This is a genomic window from Streptomyces sp. NPDC033216 (assembly GCF_055577115.1).
In genome coordinates this window covers 157,834-173,772 of the sequence record NZ_JBVIQK010000006.1, presented here as the reverse complement: position 1 = coordinate 173,772, position 15,939 = coordinate 157,834, and the positions used below count along the sequence as shown (strand labels likewise).

Below are 15,939 nucleotides of genomic sequence, written 5' to 3'. Positions count from 1 at the left end.
TTGTTCGTCGCCGTTGTCACGCAGTTAGACACTCACTGGTGCTGCGTCCTCCTGGTGCCTGTGGCAGAAGACCACCTAGTCCGTAGCTCCAGCCCGATCGGTCAGCGACGGTCATACCGCCCGCCCCACACGCCAGAGGGACGCTACCGGATGGGGTCGGTCGTTGGTGGTGCGGTACGGAGTCGCGGTACACCGACCGGGCAGGACGCCTGTGCCGCCGGCTCCTTCATCGCTCGGAAGCAGCAGCACCTTCCGGTCCGTCTGTGGCACGCCGGGCCGTCACCAGATAGCCCGCAAAGCTAACGTCCGGCCTGGCCTTCGCCCATCCGTCCGCCTCCTTGGCCGGAACCAGCACGGTCGTGCCTGAAACGGGGTGGTTCACATTGTCCGTAGAGCCCGTAGGTGCCTCGTAACGACAGTGAACCTCGGCGATTGACACCACCTCTACCGAGGTGGGCGCGTGCCCGTCCTCCTGGCCGTGATGCTCCTCGCGGAAATCGATCTCATCCGCACGTTCGCTGCCAACGACGTCTGCGTAATCCTCCGGATCGACTTCCAGCAGCGTCCAGGAGACAACATCCCCTGGCGCGAAGCTCTGTCCGCAGCACTGGATCTGCCAGTCATCAACCCAAATCGTCAACGTCATGCCGCCATTGTCCGCCGAGCGACCGCGGCTCATCAGGGGCCTTGCGCATGACCTACGGCACCCGCTTCAGAAGGGAGGCTGGGCTATCTGCGGCCTGAGCTGCGGCTTCGTTGGCCGAGGAAGCGGGCGGCTACTCGACCGCGAGGCGCGGGTGCTAACCCGTGACTGACCCCTGCGTCTGGCACGGTTGTAGCACTAACTTCAGCCGACGACAGTCATATGGCGGTGACACGTCGGCGTCATCATGGTGTGCATGGATGCTGGGATAGCCGCCGTGTTAGGGGCCGGGGTGGGAACGATCGGCATGATCGTGACTGGCTGGACCGCAAGGTCAGCAACCAAGATGCAGATGCGCAATGAGTCGATACGTGAGCGCAGGGAACCACGAAGAGCCTCCTACGAAGCGTTCTCATCCGCTGTTGCGACACTGCACGATCATCTAGAGCCTTGGGTGAGCTTCGGGCGGCTCCTCAATCGGTCGAGATCTTCTGAGGGCGAAGGTGCCCGCTTTGAAGATGAAGGCGCACGCTCCGCCTCCTACCTGAAGCACAGTGAGTTCAAGGATGGCTACGTGGACCAGGCCATTGCACTCGCTGATGAAGTTAGCCGCTTCGGCCGGCATGTCGTCCTGGATGGGCCGGCTGAACTCGAACCCTACGTAACCAAGGTGACGGAGCTGTCGAGTGGCTTGGTTGCCCCGTTCCGTATCCTGCAGAGCTTCGCTCGTATCTCTGACGAGGCAAGTGTCTCCACCGTGGCCTATGACACCTCGACGTTTCCCGAGAAGCACAAGCAGCTGGAGCTAAGTATTCGAGAGTTTCTGCAACATGCGAGTACGGCGCTGGACAGGGACGCCGTCAGTTGAACGAGCGCTTAGCGGAGTCCCGACGTGCTGCCTGGGCTGTGGTCACCAGTGTGGAGATCGCGTACGCGGTTGACGGCTGAGCTGGCAGGACTCTGACATGTGGCTTTGGCGGCGAGTGGCTGGCACTCCCCGTGGCTCCCTTTGGGATGCCGCCTGATCGGGCACGTCGGGGGCACGGGGTGCCGTTTTGCACTGTGAGATGAGGCTGCCTGAGTGTTGGCTACTGGCGGGGCAACTTGTGGTCCACAGACGTTCACGCTCGTCCGCCAATGTTCGCCGGCGTTGTCACGCAGTTATACACTCACCGCTCGACAATCGATCGCCGGCGAGTCGTTGTCAGTGCTTGCGCCTATGGTGTGAAGCGTGCGGTCGGCTTCCGGGAGTCCCAGCTCTTAAGGGACCAGTCAGGTCACATCAACTGCACCGCTCCCGTCTGCCTGATGAAGTCGTACTCGTCAACTTCCCGCGATGTCATGGCGATCAGGTGGATTGGCGGGCACATCTCTTCCCAGCGGTTCATCGCGCGCAAGGCAATGACCGCGGAACGATCTTCGTAAACGAGCAGGATGTCCAGATCTGCGGGGCGTTCGCATCGAAGAGCTGAACCGAACATCCACACCTGAAGGGACGGCAGCCCTTGCGCCCCCTTGATCAGGAGCCTCAGATTAGGCCAGCGGTTCAGGTCCACTTGGAGCCAAGGTCATCAAGAAATTCATTGAACAGAACGAGGGGGATACCTGACCGAGTGGCGGTCTGTAGCGAGTCGGTAGAAAACCCCCGACAATTCGGATTGGTTATGATGATCAGGTCAGGGTTTATTTCCTCGTAGCTTTCAAGAAGGGTGTATACCTGGTCCGCCGTGATCTCGTAGACATCCGTCGTGACGATGGTCAGCGACCGGAGCTTCTTCCTCTGGATTTCGTAGGCGCGATACCCTTTGCGTTTAACGGATGCAACGGCCCGGTTGCGAGTCAGGCGACGCCGTTCGTATTGTCCCTGTCTGTCAACGTGTCGGGCAACATCCTCGTCGTCGTGCAGGGCATTGATGAGATCGCCGAAGCCAGTCACGCAGACGCCGAGTTCCTCAGCTCGCTCATAGACGCCGTGGGAGATGGTCCCCGGTACAACAACGACAAAGCTGGTGTCAGGCACATCCGCGAGGGCGCTATTAAGTTTTTCAATGCCAAACACCTCGCCTCGATCAAGACCGACGCACAGGACACGGGCGTCCGGCAAGAGGTTACGGGCAATCAGCAACTGGTGTTTTGGCAGTCTCGTTGCGGAGAAGCCGTTCTCCGCTAGTTTTTTCTCGATCCAGCCCCTTACATCATTCACGTCTGGTTTGTTCTCCCATCCAGAAAGACTCGTTGAATGGCTTCGGGGAAGCGTTCCGTGCCGGTTGTGAAGTCATCGAGGACGTGCCGGTTCTCAAACTGCTCCATATGGAGACGGTACGCTGCCACCGTTTGCTGTTCTTCTGGCGTCAATAGATGTCGGTTGGCATCCAGCACGCGAAGGACCTTGCGGTTGTTAGGAATGATCGTGGACCGTGCATGACGTAGCCAGAGGATTGGGTTGCCTTGAAGATACGGATCACCTACCGGACCGTACCTGGCGTGGATCAAGGCATTTTCGTCCAGCGAGCCTTGGATATAAGCTCTGGCTTCGGCGCGGGTCTGAAAGACCGGTGAAGCAACTGCGACATGGATTTCATCGACTCTCTCCTGCTTCCAGCCGTACAGCATGTCGGCGGGGTAGGACGCCGGAGCCTTGTCGATCGTCGTGTGACAGTTGGCGCACAGCAGGACCAAGTTGCTGTGGTGCGCCCTGGCTACGGCGGAAACCTCCGACAGCGGCATGCCGCGCGGCCCGCTGGGAGAAGCCGGGATGATGTGGGCTAGTTCGGCAAAATCCACGTCGAGGTCATCGGGGAACAGGTACTTGCGGCATATGGGATTTCCGCAGTATCCACCGGAGTCGCCCCACAGGCGACGTCGGCTGTTCGTATCTGGGTTCACTCTGCATGATGTATCCGCCATTGCTCCGCCCAAGTCGATCAGATCATCTGAGCAGATGACAGCCTACGTAGGCAACCTGCCTGGCCGCGTGCTGTTGCCCGCTTCGCAGATCCTGACCATGCTGAGGCCCATCGCGTGGTGTGGTCCGCGTTTCCGAGCCGGGATCGGTCCAACAGCAAGCGTGTAGTCACTCGCCCAGCGGCAGGGCAGCTACGCTCCCAATGGTGGCCGGCCTGGTCAGCATTTCGGGGATGTCATCGGCTGGTCCATAGGCGTGCTTCAGGCCACCCTAAACATCGAGGGCAGTACTTCCGCAGCTACCTATCCGAGGCTAACGGATCCTGCGGGGAGCCTGACAGCGCTCGTTAAGGGCTGACACAACGCATCAGGCAACCTTTCGGTATGCATAGCGATCTCTGATGGCTCGCGCGAAGTATCGTCCGTGACTCGGAGCCGCCATTAGCTCAATGTAAATGTGCTCCGGGACGGCATGATACTGATAAACGCCAGAGGAGAACTCGATTTCAAGAAGCATCCTTGCGGCCTCGTAGCCAATAGAGGTGATGTTGGACGAGGCTACGGGTGATCTATCCATCACTGTCCCTCCCTGGCCATAGCCTTCACGTTTTCGATGATTTGCTTGATCACAATGGGCGGTTCCCCTTCAGCTTCGATTGAGGCTCTCGCGTACGTGTACGAGTTCTTTTCGCTGTAGCCGAGGCCCGACTCAATGAGTTCGTTGACCTTGGTACCCCACTCGGGCCATTCGCTACTGATTGTCTCTTCGAGGCGGTCGGCAAAGACGGCGAAGTCGCTTTCTGCGTGAGTCGGAGGCCAATCGGGCTTATCGCGGTGACCGAGGTACAAGAATAGTCGGTGATTCTCGCTGCTCTCGGACATCTCTGCATTCCGAATATCGCGCTGAGTCCTTCCCTTCTGCTCCATGCGCACGGCGATTCCGGAGTCGGCGTCAAATACCACAAAGCATGGAATGCCGAGCAGGGTTAGAATGGCATGGTTCAGGTAGATTGCCGTCTTATTTCCAGCATCCGCTACGTGAATTCCCTCGACGGTCAATGGGCTGCCGCTACGAGTAGCGCAGCCCTCTAGTACAGCCTTATCCGTGTCTCCCTCTACGAGCACTACAGCGGATGCAAATAGAGCTTCAGCTAGACGGTGGAGAATTGCGGCACCGATCTGTTTTCTCACGCGGTCTTCCGGAACAAAGCCGGAAAGCGACTCTATTACGTCCTCGACTCGAACATGTGCGATTGAGATCGCTCGCTCGAAGCTGCCCTTGCTAACTCTACTTATGCGCCGAATCTCATGGAAATTATGAGGATCCACGAAAATTGGGTTGTGAGTGGCGTAGGCCACCTGTGCCCTCTGGTTAGGGTCTTCCGCGATCTTTCGTAGCACTTGAGAAAAGGCTCGTGCCTGAACAGGGTGCTGGTACAGCTCGGGCTCCTCAATGGCCAGGCACACAGCCTTGGATCGAGGCCCGTCGCTCCCCCTATCCGACAGGAGCTTCAACGCGGCGATGATCATTGCTCGCTGAAATCCATGCCCTTGACGCTCGACGCCAGTCTCAACGGGGCCGTCTACAATGCTGACCTTGAAGGATGCTTTGACGGGCTTGTATGGGTTGTCCACAGGAGAAACGAGAACGTCTCGACCAGCACAGAAGACCTCCACTGCCTTGGTTAGTTCCTTGGAGATCAGCTCAAGCTGAGGGCCGAAGTTCTTAGTCGCGATCTGGGCACGCTCCAGATTTAGGCGATCGTCCAGTTCCGCCAGCTCTGTATCTGCGACTCGCCTGTCTACGGCGCGTTCGATGATTCGCCCGAAGATCGCGGAACGAGTATCAGTCGATTCCTCAAGAGCGCGCAGGTCTGCGCTAACCAAGATAAATTCGAAGAGGCTGGAGAGTTTACCTTTCCCCGCGAACCCGAAAAAGTTTGTAGCTTGCATTTCGGACTCTTCGAGCTGGTCGGGATGATTTCTCTCCCAGACGATCATCGCCTCGTCTACGAGGGCCTCGCTTCCGGCAGAAGGAAGGGAAAGTTCAGGACGCTCCTCACGAAGTGCGTTGTAGGCCTTACGCTTCGCGGTTGCGTTAACCTGGCTCCGCACAAACTCGAACGGAGGGAAGGTTAGCCCCTTTCCTGTGATCTTATCTTCGCCGTTATCCCATGTGCGCCGAATCAGTACGCTATCCACGCCTTCGGGGGCGTAGTAACCGAGTTCATCGCGGTCGCTGGAAGTAAGTGAATCGAATTCGACTTCGACCAAGATTCGGCCGCCTTTAGCATTGACGCACAGATCATCGATGCTTAGGCTTGTGCCCTTTTCGCCGTTGAAGAACCAATCGAGTGCACGCAAGATGGTGGACTTGCCGACACCGTTGGGGCCGATAATTGAAGTAACGTTGTCGAAGCGCACTTCAGCGAGCTGGAGGCAGCGGAAGTTCTCAATCCGCGCCCGGATCATCCTCATGCTTCATGGTGATCCCACCCGCGCACCACAGGCAACCGGTTTCTGCACATTGGTAACAACAGTTCACTGCTCGAACATCTGCCCTAGTGGCCGTGTGCCTGCAGAGCGGTCGGCGTAGCGGCTTTGGGCTGGAGCTGCTTTGGGGCGAGTGATCATGGCCCCGTAAGCTTGCGGCGCGTCGGGCAGTCTGTGGACCTGCCCGGTAAAGCACGACGATGGGGCCATGATCTTAGAGGCTCGCCCCAAAGTGGCTGCCTAAAGCCGTGGAGCCGACCGCCCCAGCCACGACGTCCGCCTTCTCTGGCATCAGGTGGCCGATTGCTCTGAGCGCGGCATGGACGCCGGCCGGGCTGGAGCGGGGCGGAGACAGGAGCGCAGGCCCGGCCGGGGGCCGGGCCGCGCGCGGGGAGCGGAGCGAGCCGCCTTGATGAGGTAGGGAAACCTGTAACAGCTGATCAGGGTGGGGCGTCTGGATCGGATGGTCCTCGCGCCTTGGGGGCCTGGGCTCTGCTGCCTCGTGGTGTAGAACCCTGGTCATGGGGAGCGAACGGCAGGATCGAATGAAGGCGCTTGGGATGCGTCTTCGTGGGCTTCGTACCGAGGCTGGTCTGACCGGTGCCACGCTGGCGCAGCTGGCGGGAGTTGGCCAGCCGACAGTGTCGAAGGTGGAGACGGGCCGGATGGTCCCCAGTGTTGACGTCTTGGGTCGTCTGTCCCGCGCTCTCGGCCTGGATGAGACGACCACTCGGGAGGTGCGTGACCTCCTGAGTGCTGTGGAGGCCGCGCAGCACGCAACCCAAGCCACTGGCGCCGAAACGACACATGGCGGCGCGCTCGACGACGCGGTGCGGTCCGCCCAGCTCGTCCGCTCCTTTCAGTGCGTCGTCCTGCCGGCCATGCTTCAGAGCGCTGAGTACGCCCGGCATGTCTTCGATAGTGCACCGGCAGCCACGCCGGAAGGGGTCGGTCGCGCCGTCGCCGCCCGTATCGAGCGGCAGAGCCTCTTGTATGAGCCAGGGCATGAGTGGGTGTTCGTACTGACCGAGGGGGTCCTTCGCACTTGGCCGGGGAGTCCCTCGCTCATGCTCGCCCAACTTGACCGGCTGTTGGCCGTCGAGAGCCTGAGCACAGTCCGCCTCGGGGTCATCCCTTGGCGTCGGGCCGTACCCGTCATGCCTCGCCACGGGTTCAGTCTGTGCGACCGGAGGGCGGTGGTCGTCGAGACCTTCCGTGGTGAGCGGGTGTTGGACGACTCCTCCGACGTCACCTCGTACGAGGGCACCTTCAGCCGCTTCGAGGAGGCTGCGACCTTCGGGTCCGACGTGCGGGAACTGCTGCTGCAAGTGATGAAGGACTTCCGAGCCCTGGGCGACGACAGCACCACCCGTTAGAGGAATAATTCCTCTACATGCCTGGCTTGCCTGCGAGCCTAGGAATACTCTGCTGCCTGCATCGTCTAGCCCCCTAGACGCAGGAGGAGTTTTCCCATGCCCAAGAACTGGGGCCGCAGCTTCCCCGGCCAACCCTGGCAGGTGGCCGAGGCTCGTCACTTCGTCGCTGCCCTGTTGGAAGATGAGCCGCCCAGCCTGGTTGATGACGCCGTCCTAGTCGTCGGCGAGCTGGCCGCCAACGCTGTCCGGCACACGCGAAGCGGCTGGTACCGAGGCTGGTTCCTCGTGCTCGTCGGCTTCGCGGACGACTTCGTGCGCATCCAGGTCATCGACCAGGGCAGTGACGACGAGCCCATGGTGCGCAGCGTGAACAGTCCGGTGGACCAGGGTGGCCGCGGGCTGATGCTCGTCTCGGCCTGCGCGAAGGACTGGGGCGTGAAGGACCGCTCCGGAGGCGGGCGCTGCATCTGGGCCGACCTGGCGCGGGTGGATGTGTGATGGCCGGCCGCGGGGAGACTCGACCGGACTGCCTGCCGGGCGGGAGAAGGTGAGCCCCAAGGGTGTACCTCGGCGGCGGGCTGCGTTCTACGTGATCGGGGTGAGATCAGGACGGCGTCTCGCGCCCGTCCTGTCTAGGGCCCTAGACTCCTGGGTACTGCTAGGAGGTGAAGTCATGTCGGACGAGTTGCAGCGCATCATGGCTATCCAAGACCCGTACCTGCTCCTCCGCGAGGTCACGACCCGGTTGGCCGACGCTCAGCAGGAGGTGACTGAACTCGCCCGGCTTCGTCGCCGAGTGGTTCAGGACCTCCACGCGCAGGGCCTGTCGTACGCGCAGATCGCCACGAAAGCCGGTCTGAGCCGCGGGCGTATCCATCAGATCCGCCACACCGGGCCGGCGCCGGAGGGCGCCTTCCTCGGGCGCGGGGCGGTCGTCATCGCGACCCCTCTGCGGCGGGACGACGAGCGCGGGCGCACGGTCGTCGCTGTGGACGACGTCAGTTCCGGCAAGCGGCTCGAAGATCTCGCGCGGTCGTACGGTCTCGACGTCACGTCCGAGCATGTGCCGGTGAGCGGTGACATCGACCTCAACCGTGACGGCCTGGTCGTCGTCTGTGGTCCGCGCATGTCTCAGCAGATGTGGGACACGTACGCGCAGGACCCCGTGCTGAACTGGGAGCAAGCGGAAGACGGGCCCTGGACCATCGTCGATCGACGAACCGGGGAGGTGTACCGGTCCGGGCAGGACAGTGATCCTGCTCGTTCGTACGACGTCGGATACGTCGGCAAGCTGCCCCGACCGGACGGCAAGGGCTCACTCCTCGCGATCGCCGGTATCCACACGCAAGGTTCCCTCGGTGTCGTGCAGTTGCTCGGGTCCGACCTGAACACCTTGTGGGGACAGGTGGGTGAGCACCGGTTCTCCACCCTCGTCGGCGTCGAGTACGACCCGGAGACCAGCGAACCGCAGTCCGTCGAACTGCTCACCCCCCTCTACCGGCACGACGAGGAGTCGGCCGCGTGAGGGTCACCCTCGCGTCCCTGCCCGCACAACCGGGCCAGGAGAACGAGGACTTCGCTGCTGCTGCTTCCGGTGCTGCTGTGCTCCTGGACGGCGCGGGCGTGGTCGGCGCGGATACCGGCTGCTCGCACGGTGTCGCTTGGTTCTCCTCGACTCTCGGCGGGCTGCTGCTCGGAGCCATCACCGCGGATGCTGGACGGCCTTTGCCTGAGTGCCTGGCTGACTCGATCCGCGCTGTTCGGTCGCTGCATCAGGGCATGTGCGACCTGGACCACCGAGCAAGCCCTACCAGCACAGTCGTTGCCGTACGTGCCCGCGGTGACGCCCTTGAGTACCTCGTCCTCGGCGACTCCTCGCTCCTGCTGGCCGGTGCGGGGGAGGGGCCAACCGTGGTCACTGATCGGCGGCTGGACGAGGTGGGCAAGCGGCTGCGCGGTCCGGTGGACGCGTTGCCCACTGGCTCTCCGGAACACGCCGCCGCCTTGGCCGACTACCGAGACGCTCTTACGGAGCTCCGGAACCGGCCCGGCGGTTTCTGGATCGCTGGGCCCGACCCGCGAGCGGCCGAGCATTCGCTGACCGGGGTGGTGCCGCTCGCCTCCCTGACCTCCGTGACGCTGCTTAGCGACGGGGCGACTCGGCTCGTCGACCGCTTCGAACTCACCACTTGGCAAGAGACCTTGGCGGTCGTCGACTCCTCAGGGCCAGCCGAGTTGGTACGCCGAGTTCGTGAAGTCGAGGCCGGCGACATCGAGGGGCGACGGTGGCCACGCGGTAAGGCGCACGATGACGCCACCGTCCTTCACTGGGTGCTGCCGTAGCCCTGCAACCTCACACGAAAAAACACCCGTATATCCCCCTAGACAGTTGACGGGGCGTCGGTCTACTGTTGCCGTCAACCCCCCTAGACAGTTAGGGCGGGTCACCCCTCTGCTGTCTAGGGGGGTATCCAGCGGCAGCGGTGCCCGGTGGGGCACTGCCAACCAGTGAGGTTCAGAAATGCGTGTCATTCCCGTCGACGTCTCCTCCGCAACGCTGCTCGTGACCAAGCTGCCGGAGGTCAAGGTCAAGGACCGGCAGACCGGTGAGGTTGCCGTGGACCCGACGACGAACCAGCGGCTCATGGTCATGGAGCTGGTGTTCATCGCGCAGGGCGGCTCGGACATGATCAAGGTCACCGTTCCCGAGGCGGGTATCGGTGAGGGCCTGGTGCAGGGTGCGCCGGTCATCCTGTCCGGTCTCGTCGCTCGCCCGTGGGAGAGCGAGTTCGGCGGGCGGATGCGTCACGGCATCGCCTACCGGGCCGACGCCGTCATGGTCAACGCCCCCGCGTCGGTGAAGGGCTGACCGCCATGACCGACACCGTGTGGGTGCTGACGCTGTGCCTGGTGGGTGTCGTCGCGCTGCTGGTGCTGCGTCGGCGTATGCCGGTCGCGTTCTGGTGGCTCGTGGGATACCCGCTGGTCGCGCTGCGCGTGGTCACCACCTATCGGACCACCATGGACGCCTGCGGTCTGACGGTTCCGGCCTCTGCTGTCCGCCGGGCCACGGCTCGCCTGGTCGGCAGGGAGGCGGCCCCGGTGCCCCCGCGTCGCTCGTTGCCGCTGCCGACCGGGTCCGGCCTGGTGATGCGGCTGCGGATGGCAACCGGGCAGGCTCCCGAAGACTTCATGGCCTCGGCCGACCGGTTGCGGCACGCCTGGGCGGCTCACGCCGTGCACATCCGACCCACCAAGCCGGGCTGGCTCGAACTCCGACTCATCGGCTGGGACGTGCTGAACGACGTACGGCGTCCGATGCGCCAGCGGAAGGGTGGGGGTCTGCTCACGTTCCCGCTGGCGCTGCGGGAGGACGGACGGTGGCACGTACGGGACTTCCGCACCGTGCCGCACGAACTCATCCTCGGCGCCACGCAGTCCGGTAAGTCGGTCTTCCTGCGCAACCTGGTCTGCGGGCTCGCCCGGCAACCGGTCGTGCTCGTCGGTATCGACTGCAAGTGGGGTGTGGAACTGGCGCCGTTCGCGCCGCGTCTGTCGGCCCTCGCCGACACCCCGGACCGTGCGAACGAACTGCTTGACGCGCTGCTGGATGAGATGGAGGCACGGTTTCGGCTCATCGGACTCAGCTCCGCGGCTGGTCCGGACGCCGTCCTCACCTCGGACGTGTGGGGCCTGCCCGAGAAGGTGCGGCCGGTGCCGGTCGTGGTCGTCGTCGACGAGGTCGCGGAACTCTTCCTCGCCGCGAACCGGGACGACGAGAAGCGGCGGGACGCCATGGTCACCAAGCTCATCCGCATCGCCCAGCTCGGCCGTGCGGCCGGCATCTACTTGGAGGTGTGCGGGCAGCGCTTCGGCTCCGAACTCGGCAAGGGGGCCACCATGCTCCGGGCCCAGCTCACCGGCCGTGTCTGCCACCGTGTCAACGATGAGTCGTCGGCGAACATGGCGCTTGCCGACGTCTCCCCGGAAGCGGCCCTCGCCGCCACCGCGATCCCTGCCGAGCGTCCCGGCGTCGCCATCGTCGGTGACTCCTCCGGCGGTTGGTCCCGCATCCGCTCCCCACACCTCAGCCTCGACGAAGCTGCGGCCGTCTGCCGCGCCACCTCCGCCCTCGTGCCCGAGCTGCCCCGCCTCGACGCCTTCCGGCCCGCCGTCGCCGTCGAGCCTGCCGGTACGACGGCCCCCGTCACCCCCGTGCCGACCGCGCGCCCGGTGACCGAGTAACCCTCCCTCGCTTCCCACGGTCGGCGTGACCGCCTCGCGCCAGGTCCCTACCCCTCCCATGCCTCGAACCGGAAGGAAGACGAGCCGATGCGTGCCCACCTCGCCCGCGTGGACGCCGTGATCGTGCAAGCCGTCATCGCGGGCGCCCTGTCCTTCGACCACCTGCACGACCTCGCCGAAGCGGCAGGACAGGGCGGCTGGAAGGCATGGGCCTACCCGATCAGTGTTGACCTGCTGCTGGTCGCCGCATGGCGTCGCATGGGGGCCCACCAGCGGGCCGGGCAACCGGCCGGGGGAGCGCGGCTGTGGTTCCTGGTCGCCCTGGCCGCGTCCCTCGGCGCCAACGTCGCCACGGCCGGTCTCCTCGACCTGGACCACGTTCCCGCCTCGCTGCGGGTCGTGGTGGCCGGGTGGCCGGCCGTCGCCTTCTTCGGCGGAACCCTTCTGGCGCACGAACCACGAGCGTCCGAGGCAACTCCGGTGCCTGTCTCTCCGGAGCGGGACGCCGAGACGCCTTCGGCCCCACCGGTCGACGAGTCCCCCCGTGACGCCCTCCCGGTCTCAACGCCGGAAGACACCCCGGATCCGGTCCCCGCCGCTGCTCCCGCTCCTCGGGCGGTCGCCTTGCCGCCCGCGCTCGTCGACCGCGTTCAGGCCCTCGCCGAGGAACACCGCGCCACCACCGGCCAACCGGCCGACCCCGACGCCGTACGCGCCCGGCTCGGCCTGCCCGCGTCCATGACGGCCTCCGTCGCCGCTCACCTCTGAGAAAGGACCGCCCCTGTGAACCCGCGCTTTCGCAACGTCCGCCGCTTCGGTCCCGTGCAGGTCGCCTCGTACCTCGCCCGAGGACGCAACCGCCACCTCGCCGCCTGCACCGCCCCCCGCTGCGACTTCTCCGCCGAGTACGACAGCCGCACCGCCGCCGAACTCGCCGCCCGCACCCACCGCTGCAAGGCCTGAGAAGGAGACCACCGCCATGAGCGTCCCGCTCTGGTTCGCCGTGCTCGTCGTCGCCGTCCTCGGCATCCAGCTCGCCCGCCCGCCGTGGTGGCTGGTCGCCCTGCTGCTCCTCGGCGGCTACCTCGTCGCCAACAGCGTCCTCGCCCCCGCCGTCGCCACGCTCCTCGACTGACCGCCGCAGAAGGGACCACCGACGTGTTCACCCCGAAGTACCCGCCCCAGGACACCGCCCCCGCCCCCACGCCGACAGTGCAGACCGTCTACCGCCCGGTGCCCTGCGCCCCCGCCCACATACCGGCTCCGTCCGCCCCGCCGGCCCACCGGCCCGCCGTCCAACTGACTGCCGGAAGCACCCTCGCCCTGGTCGCCGGTGGCGGCGCCGCGGTCCTGGTCGTCGGCGCGGTTCTGGTCTCCATGCTCCTCGCAGTCGCCGTCACCGCCGCCTCGGTCGCGGTCTGCGCCGTTGTCGTCCGCTCGATCCTCAAGGGAAACAAGAGGTGACTCACTCCGCCGTCACGGCAGGCCTGGACCCGGCCACCCTCGCCGACGTGCTGAGACTGGCCGGGTCCCCCGGCTTCGACCGCGTACAGGACCAGATCCGCCGCACCGGAGGATGCTCCAACCCGATCCATCTGCAAGGCTCGACCGTCGTCCGTGACCGGGCCACCGGCCGCGTCATTCACCGCTACAGCACCGACAGCGAACCCGGCGGCCGTCTGCGCGTCGCGTGCGGCAACCGCCGCGCCTCCCGCTGCCCCGCCTGCTCCTGGACCTACGCGGGCGACACCTACCACCTCATCCGCGCTGGCCTGATTGGAGACCCCGCCAAGGGCACCCCGGACACCGTCCGCGACCACCCGCGTGTCTTCGCGACCCTGACGGCGCCTTCGTTCGGCCCGGTCCACAACCGCCCCGGCAACCGGCCGTGCCGCTGCGGAGCCCAGCACGCCGAGGACGCGCCGGAACTGGGCACCCCGCTGTACCCGGGCACCTACGACTACGCGGGCGCCGTGCTGTGGAACAACCACGCCTCGGAGCTGTGGCGGTACTTCACGATCTACCTGCGCCGCGAGATCGCCAAGCGGGCCGGGCTCACGCAAAAGGCCGCGCACGCGCAGTCTCGCGTCTCTTTCGGCAAGGTCGCCGAGTACCAGAAGCGCGGGGCCGTGCACTTCCACGCCGTGGTCCGCTTCGACGGCCCCGAGGGTCCCGACTCACCGCCCCCGGCCTGGGCCACCCTTGACCTCCTTACCGACGCGATCAAGGCTGCGGCTGCCCGCGTCGCGGTCGACGTGCCCCCGGCCGGTGACCAACCCGCCCGCACCCTGCGCTGGGGCACACAGCTCGACGTTCGCACCATCCGGGCCTTCGGCAACGGTGAGCAGATCACCGAACAGGCCGTGGCCTCCTACCTCGCCAAGTACGCCACCAAGGCAGCCGAGACCACCGGCACCGTAGACCGCCGCATCGGCAACAAAGAGGCCCTGGTCCTCCTCGACGTCCCCGAGCACCCCGCCCGGCTCATCGCGGCCTGTCTCGACCTGCACCCGCTCTACCCGGACCGCAAGCTGCGCGACTGGGCCCACATGCTCGGCTTCCGCGGCCACTTCTCCAGCAAGTCCCGCCGCTACTCCACCACCCTCGGCGCCCTCCGCCAGACCCGCGCCGACTACCGCGCAGCCCAACAACGCGAAGCCCTTGGCCTGCCCGACCCCGATGACGGGGAAGCCACCACGCTCACCCTCGCCCACTGGATGTACGCCGGCCATGGCCACACCCCCGGCGAATCCTGGCTCGCCGCCACCATCCGCCGGGACATCCAGCTCAACCGCGAGACCGCCCGCGAAGCCCTGCAGGAACAACTCGCCCTGAAAGGAGCCGCCGTATGACCACCGCCGCCCCTGAATTGCTCACCGTGCCGGAGGTCATGACCCGGCTCAAGGTGGGCCGCACCAAGGTGTACGACCTCATCCGCACTCGCCGCCTGGCTTCCATCAAGGTCGACGGATGCCGTCGTATCCCGGATGAGTCCGTACGAGCCTTCATCCGGCACCAGATGGGAGACGCGGCCTGATGACCAAGCGTCGGAGCCGTGGTGACGGCGGCCTGCACTGGGACGAGAAGCGACAGCGGTGGATCGCCACGGCGAACCTCGGCTTCGATCCGAGCGGCAAGCGGATCGTGAAGCGGGGGAGTGGCAAGACCAAGACGGAGGCGAAGACCAAGCTCAAGGAGGTGCTGAGGGACCACGAGGACGGGCTTGCCATCGCGCCCACCAACTACACGGTCAAGGACGCCGTCGCCGACTGGTTGGAGTTCGGATTGGCGGGCCTCGACCCCAGTACCGTCGAGACCGTGACGCTCCTGAGCCGGAATCACGTCATCCCGTCTCTCGGCGCGCGCAAGCTGCGCGAGTTGAGTGCAGAGGACGTGGATCGCTGGCTGGCCACCAAGGCTAAGACGCTCAGCACCCGCACGCTCCAGGGCATCCACTCCTGTCTCAACCGTGCGGTCAAGCGGGCCATGGCGCGGGACAAGGTGAAGCGCAACGTCGTCGAGCTGTGCTCGGTGCCGCAGGGACAGGCCGGTCGTCCGTCAAAGGCGCTCACCTTCGCCCAGGCCGAGGCCGTGCTCAAGGGCGCCGAGGGGACCTCGATGTACGCGTACATCGTCGTCGCCCTGCTGACCGGGGCACGCACCGAGGAGCTGCGGGCGCTCACCTGGGACCACGTCTTCCTCAAGGGCCGGCCGGACCTCGACCCGCCGCAGCCTCCGCACATCGCGGTCTGGCGGTCGGTGCGGAGGAGCGGGGACACCAAGACCAGAAAGTCCCGGCGCACGCTCGCCCTTCCGGCGCGCTGCGTGGACGCGCTGTGGCAGCAGTTCGAGGACCAGGGGTGGGACCGGCTTGCCGCTGATGAGGAGTGGGAGGAACACGGCCTGGTCTTCTCGTCGGCCGTGGGCAAGCCGCTCGACGCGGCCAACGTCCGCCGCGCCTTCCGCCAGGCGCTCAAGGGCATCGACGGGATCAACGCCGACGAGTGGACGCCGCGGGAGCTGCGGCACAGCTTCGTGTCCCTGCTGTCCGACCGGGGCGTCCCGCTGGAGGAGATCTCGCGGCTCGTCGGGCACTCGGGGACGGCCGTGACCGAGGAGGTCTACCGGAAGCAGATCCGGCCCGTGATCCAGACCGGTGCCGTGGTCATGGACGGCATCTTCGGCACGCAGGAACGGCGGTCATAGACACGCAGAACCGTTAGTCACGCAGTTAGACACGCAGGCACAAACAGGTGAGGCACCTACCGAATTCGGTAG

20 protein-coding genes are annotated in these 15,939 nt (G+C 65.2%); 14 read left to right on the top strand and 6 right to left on the bottom strand.

The window, feature by feature from the left end:
* Positions 1 to 226: 226 nt before the first annotated feature.
* Positions 227 to 646: a DUF6578 domain-containing protein gene (locus tag ACZ5Y0_RS14680; protein ID WP_469129026.1), complete on the bottom strand. Its 420-nt coding sequence runs from the start codon at positions 644 to 646 to the stop codon at positions 227 to 229.
* A gap of 253 nt (positions 647 to 899) precedes the next feature.
* Here ACZ5Y0_RS14680 and ACZ5Y0_RS14675 point away from each other — a divergent pair, with 253 nt between their 5' ends.
* Entirely contained in the window at positions 900 to 1,511 is a 612-nt protein-coding gene (locus ACZ5Y0_RS14675) for a hypothetical protein (RefSeq protein WP_469129025.1), read from the top strand.
* A gap of 409 nt (positions 1,512 to 1,920) precedes the next feature.
* Here ACZ5Y0_RS14675 and ACZ5Y0_RS14670 read toward each other — a convergent pair whose 3' ends face one another.
* The 5 genes from ACZ5Y0_RS14670 to ACZ5Y0_RS14650 all read right to left on the bottom strand — a co-directional run bounded on the left by ACZ5Y0_RS14670 (position 1,921) and on the right by ACZ5Y0_RS14650 (position 6,025).
* Positions 1,921 to 2,199 carry a hypothetical protein gene (locus ACZ5Y0_RS14670; protein ID WP_469129024.1) on the bottom strand — a complete coding sequence of 93 codons (279 nt, stop codon included), beginning with the start codon at positions 2,197 to 2,199 and terminating at the stop codon, positions 1,921 to 1,923.
* Positions 2,190 to 2,846, bottom strand: coding sequence for a hypothetical protein (locus tag ACZ5Y0_RS14665; protein WP_469129023.1), 657 nt, complete (start codon positions 2,844 to 2,846; stop codon positions 2,190 to 2,192). Before ACZ5Y0_RS14665 ends, ACZ5Y0_RS14670 begins: the two co-directional genes overlap by 10 nt.
* Positions 2,843 to 3,529 (bottom strand): HNH endonuclease, encoded by a 687-nt coding sequence (locus tag ACZ5Y0_RS14660; protein WP_469129022.1) that lies wholly within the window; start codon positions 3,527 to 3,529, stop codon positions 2,843 to 2,845. The genes ACZ5Y0_RS14665 and ACZ5Y0_RS14660 overlap by 4 nt, the downstream gene beginning before the upstream one ends.
* A 385-nt stretch (positions 3,530 to 3,914) precedes the next feature.
* A complete protein-coding gene (locus tag ACZ5Y0_RS14655) occupies positions 3,915 to 4,124 on the bottom strand; it encodes a KTSC domain-containing protein (RefSeq protein WP_469129021.1) in 210 nt (69 codons plus the stop codon).
* On the bottom strand, positions 4,124 to 6,025 hold the full coding sequence (locus ACZ5Y0_RS14650; protein ID WP_469129020.1) for an ATP-dependent nuclease: 1,902 nt from the start codon (positions 6,023 to 6,025) through the stop codon (positions 4,124 to 4,126). The genes ACZ5Y0_RS14655 and ACZ5Y0_RS14650 overlap by 1 nt, the downstream gene beginning before the upstream one ends.
* Positions 6,026 to 6,561: 536 nt before the next feature.
* On the opposite strand from ACZ5Y0_RS14650, the gene ACZ5Y0_RS14645 reads away from it, so the two are divergent.
* From ACZ5Y0_RS14645 to ACZ5Y0_RS14585, 13 genes are all read left to right on the top strand, one after another.
* Positions 6,562 to 7,416 carry a helix-turn-helix domain-containing protein gene (locus ACZ5Y0_RS14645; RefSeq protein WP_469129019.1) on the top strand — a complete coding sequence of 285 codons (855 nt, stop codon included), beginning with the start codon at positions 6,562 to 6,564 and terminating at the stop codon, positions 7,414 to 7,416.
* 96 nt (positions 7,417 to 7,512) lie between these two features.
* On the top strand, positions 7,513 to 7,914 hold the full coding sequence (locus ACZ5Y0_RS14640; protein WP_067237079.1) for an ATP-binding protein: 402 nt from the start codon (positions 7,513 to 7,515) through the stop codon (positions 7,912 to 7,914).
* A 175-nt stretch (positions 7,915 to 8,089) separates the two neighbouring features.
* The gene (locus tag ACZ5Y0_RS14635) at positions 8,090 to 8,941 is read left to right on the top strand and encodes a sigma-70 family RNA polymerase sigma factor (RefSeq protein ID WP_469129018.1); all 852 of its coding nucleotides are present in this window, start codon (positions 8,090 to 8,092) and stop codon (positions 8,939 to 8,941) included.
* Positions 8,938 to 9,759 carry an integrase gene (locus ACZ5Y0_RS14630; RefSeq protein WP_469129017.1) on the top strand — a complete coding sequence of 274 codons (822 nt, stop codon included), beginning with the start codon at positions 8,938 to 8,940 and terminating at the stop codon, positions 9,757 to 9,759. Before ACZ5Y0_RS14635 ends, ACZ5Y0_RS14630 begins: the two co-directional genes overlap by 4 nt.
* Before the next feature lie 178 nt (positions 9,760 to 9,937).
* On the top strand, positions 9,938 to 10,285 hold the full coding sequence (locus ACZ5Y0_RS14625; RefSeq protein WP_266806763.1) for an SCO3933 family regulatory protein: 348 nt from the start codon (positions 9,938 to 9,940) through the stop codon (positions 10,283 to 10,285).
* Positions 10,286 to 10,290: 5 nt separating this feature from the next.
* The gene (locus ACZ5Y0_RS14620; RefSeq protein WP_469129016.1) at positions 10,291 to 11,661 is read left to right on the top strand and encodes an FtsK/SpoIIIE domain-containing protein; all 1,371 of its coding nucleotides are present in this window, start codon (positions 10,291 to 10,293) and stop codon (positions 11,659 to 11,661) included.
* An 87-nt stretch (positions 11,662 to 11,748) separates the two neighbouring features.
* The gene (locus tag ACZ5Y0_RS14615) at positions 11,749 to 12,429 is read left to right on the top strand and encodes a DUF2637 domain-containing protein (protein WP_469129015.1); all 681 of its coding nucleotides are present in this window, start codon (positions 11,749 to 11,751) and stop codon (positions 12,427 to 12,429) included.
* Between the two features lie 15 nt (positions 12,430 to 12,444).
* On the top strand, positions 12,445 to 12,624 hold the full coding sequence (locus ACZ5Y0_RS14610) for a mobile element transfer protein (protein ID WP_469129014.1): 180 nt from the start codon (positions 12,445 to 12,447) through the stop codon (positions 12,622 to 12,624).
* A gap of 16 nt (positions 12,625 to 12,640) precedes the next feature.
* Complete coding sequence (locus ACZ5Y0_RS14605; RefSeq protein ID WP_168218148.1) at positions 12,641 to 12,796, top strand: hypothetical protein; 156 nt, start codon at positions 12,641 to 12,643, stop codon at positions 12,794 to 12,796.
* Positions 12,797 to 12,819: 23 nt separating this feature from the next.
* Positions 12,820 to 13,125: a SpdD protein gene (locus tag ACZ5Y0_RS14600; protein ID WP_469129013.1), complete on the top strand. Its 306-nt coding sequence runs from the start codon at positions 12,820 to 12,822 to the stop codon at positions 13,123 to 13,125.
* Positions 13,122 to 14,513 carry a replication initiator protein RepSA gene (gene repSA, locus ACZ5Y0_RS14595; RefSeq protein WP_469129012.1) on the top strand — a complete coding sequence of 464 codons (1,392 nt, stop codon included), beginning with the start codon at positions 13,122 to 13,124 and terminating at the stop codon, positions 14,511 to 14,513. The genes ACZ5Y0_RS14600 and repSA overlap by 4 nt, the downstream gene beginning before the upstream one ends.
* On the top strand, positions 14,510 to 14,698 hold the full coding sequence (locus ACZ5Y0_RS14590) for a helix-turn-helix domain-containing protein (protein ID WP_469129011.1): 189 nt from the start codon (positions 14,510 to 14,512) through the stop codon (positions 14,696 to 14,698). The genes repSA and ACZ5Y0_RS14590 overlap by 4 nt, the downstream gene beginning before the upstream one ends.
* The gene (locus tag ACZ5Y0_RS14585) at positions 14,698 to 15,867 is read left to right on the top strand and encodes a site-specific integrase (protein WP_469129010.1); all 1,170 of its coding nucleotides are present in this window, start codon (positions 14,698 to 14,700) and stop codon (positions 15,865 to 15,867) included. Before ACZ5Y0_RS14590 ends, ACZ5Y0_RS14585 begins: the two co-directional genes overlap by 1 nt.
* Positions 15,868 to 15,939: the final 72 nt, after the last annotated feature.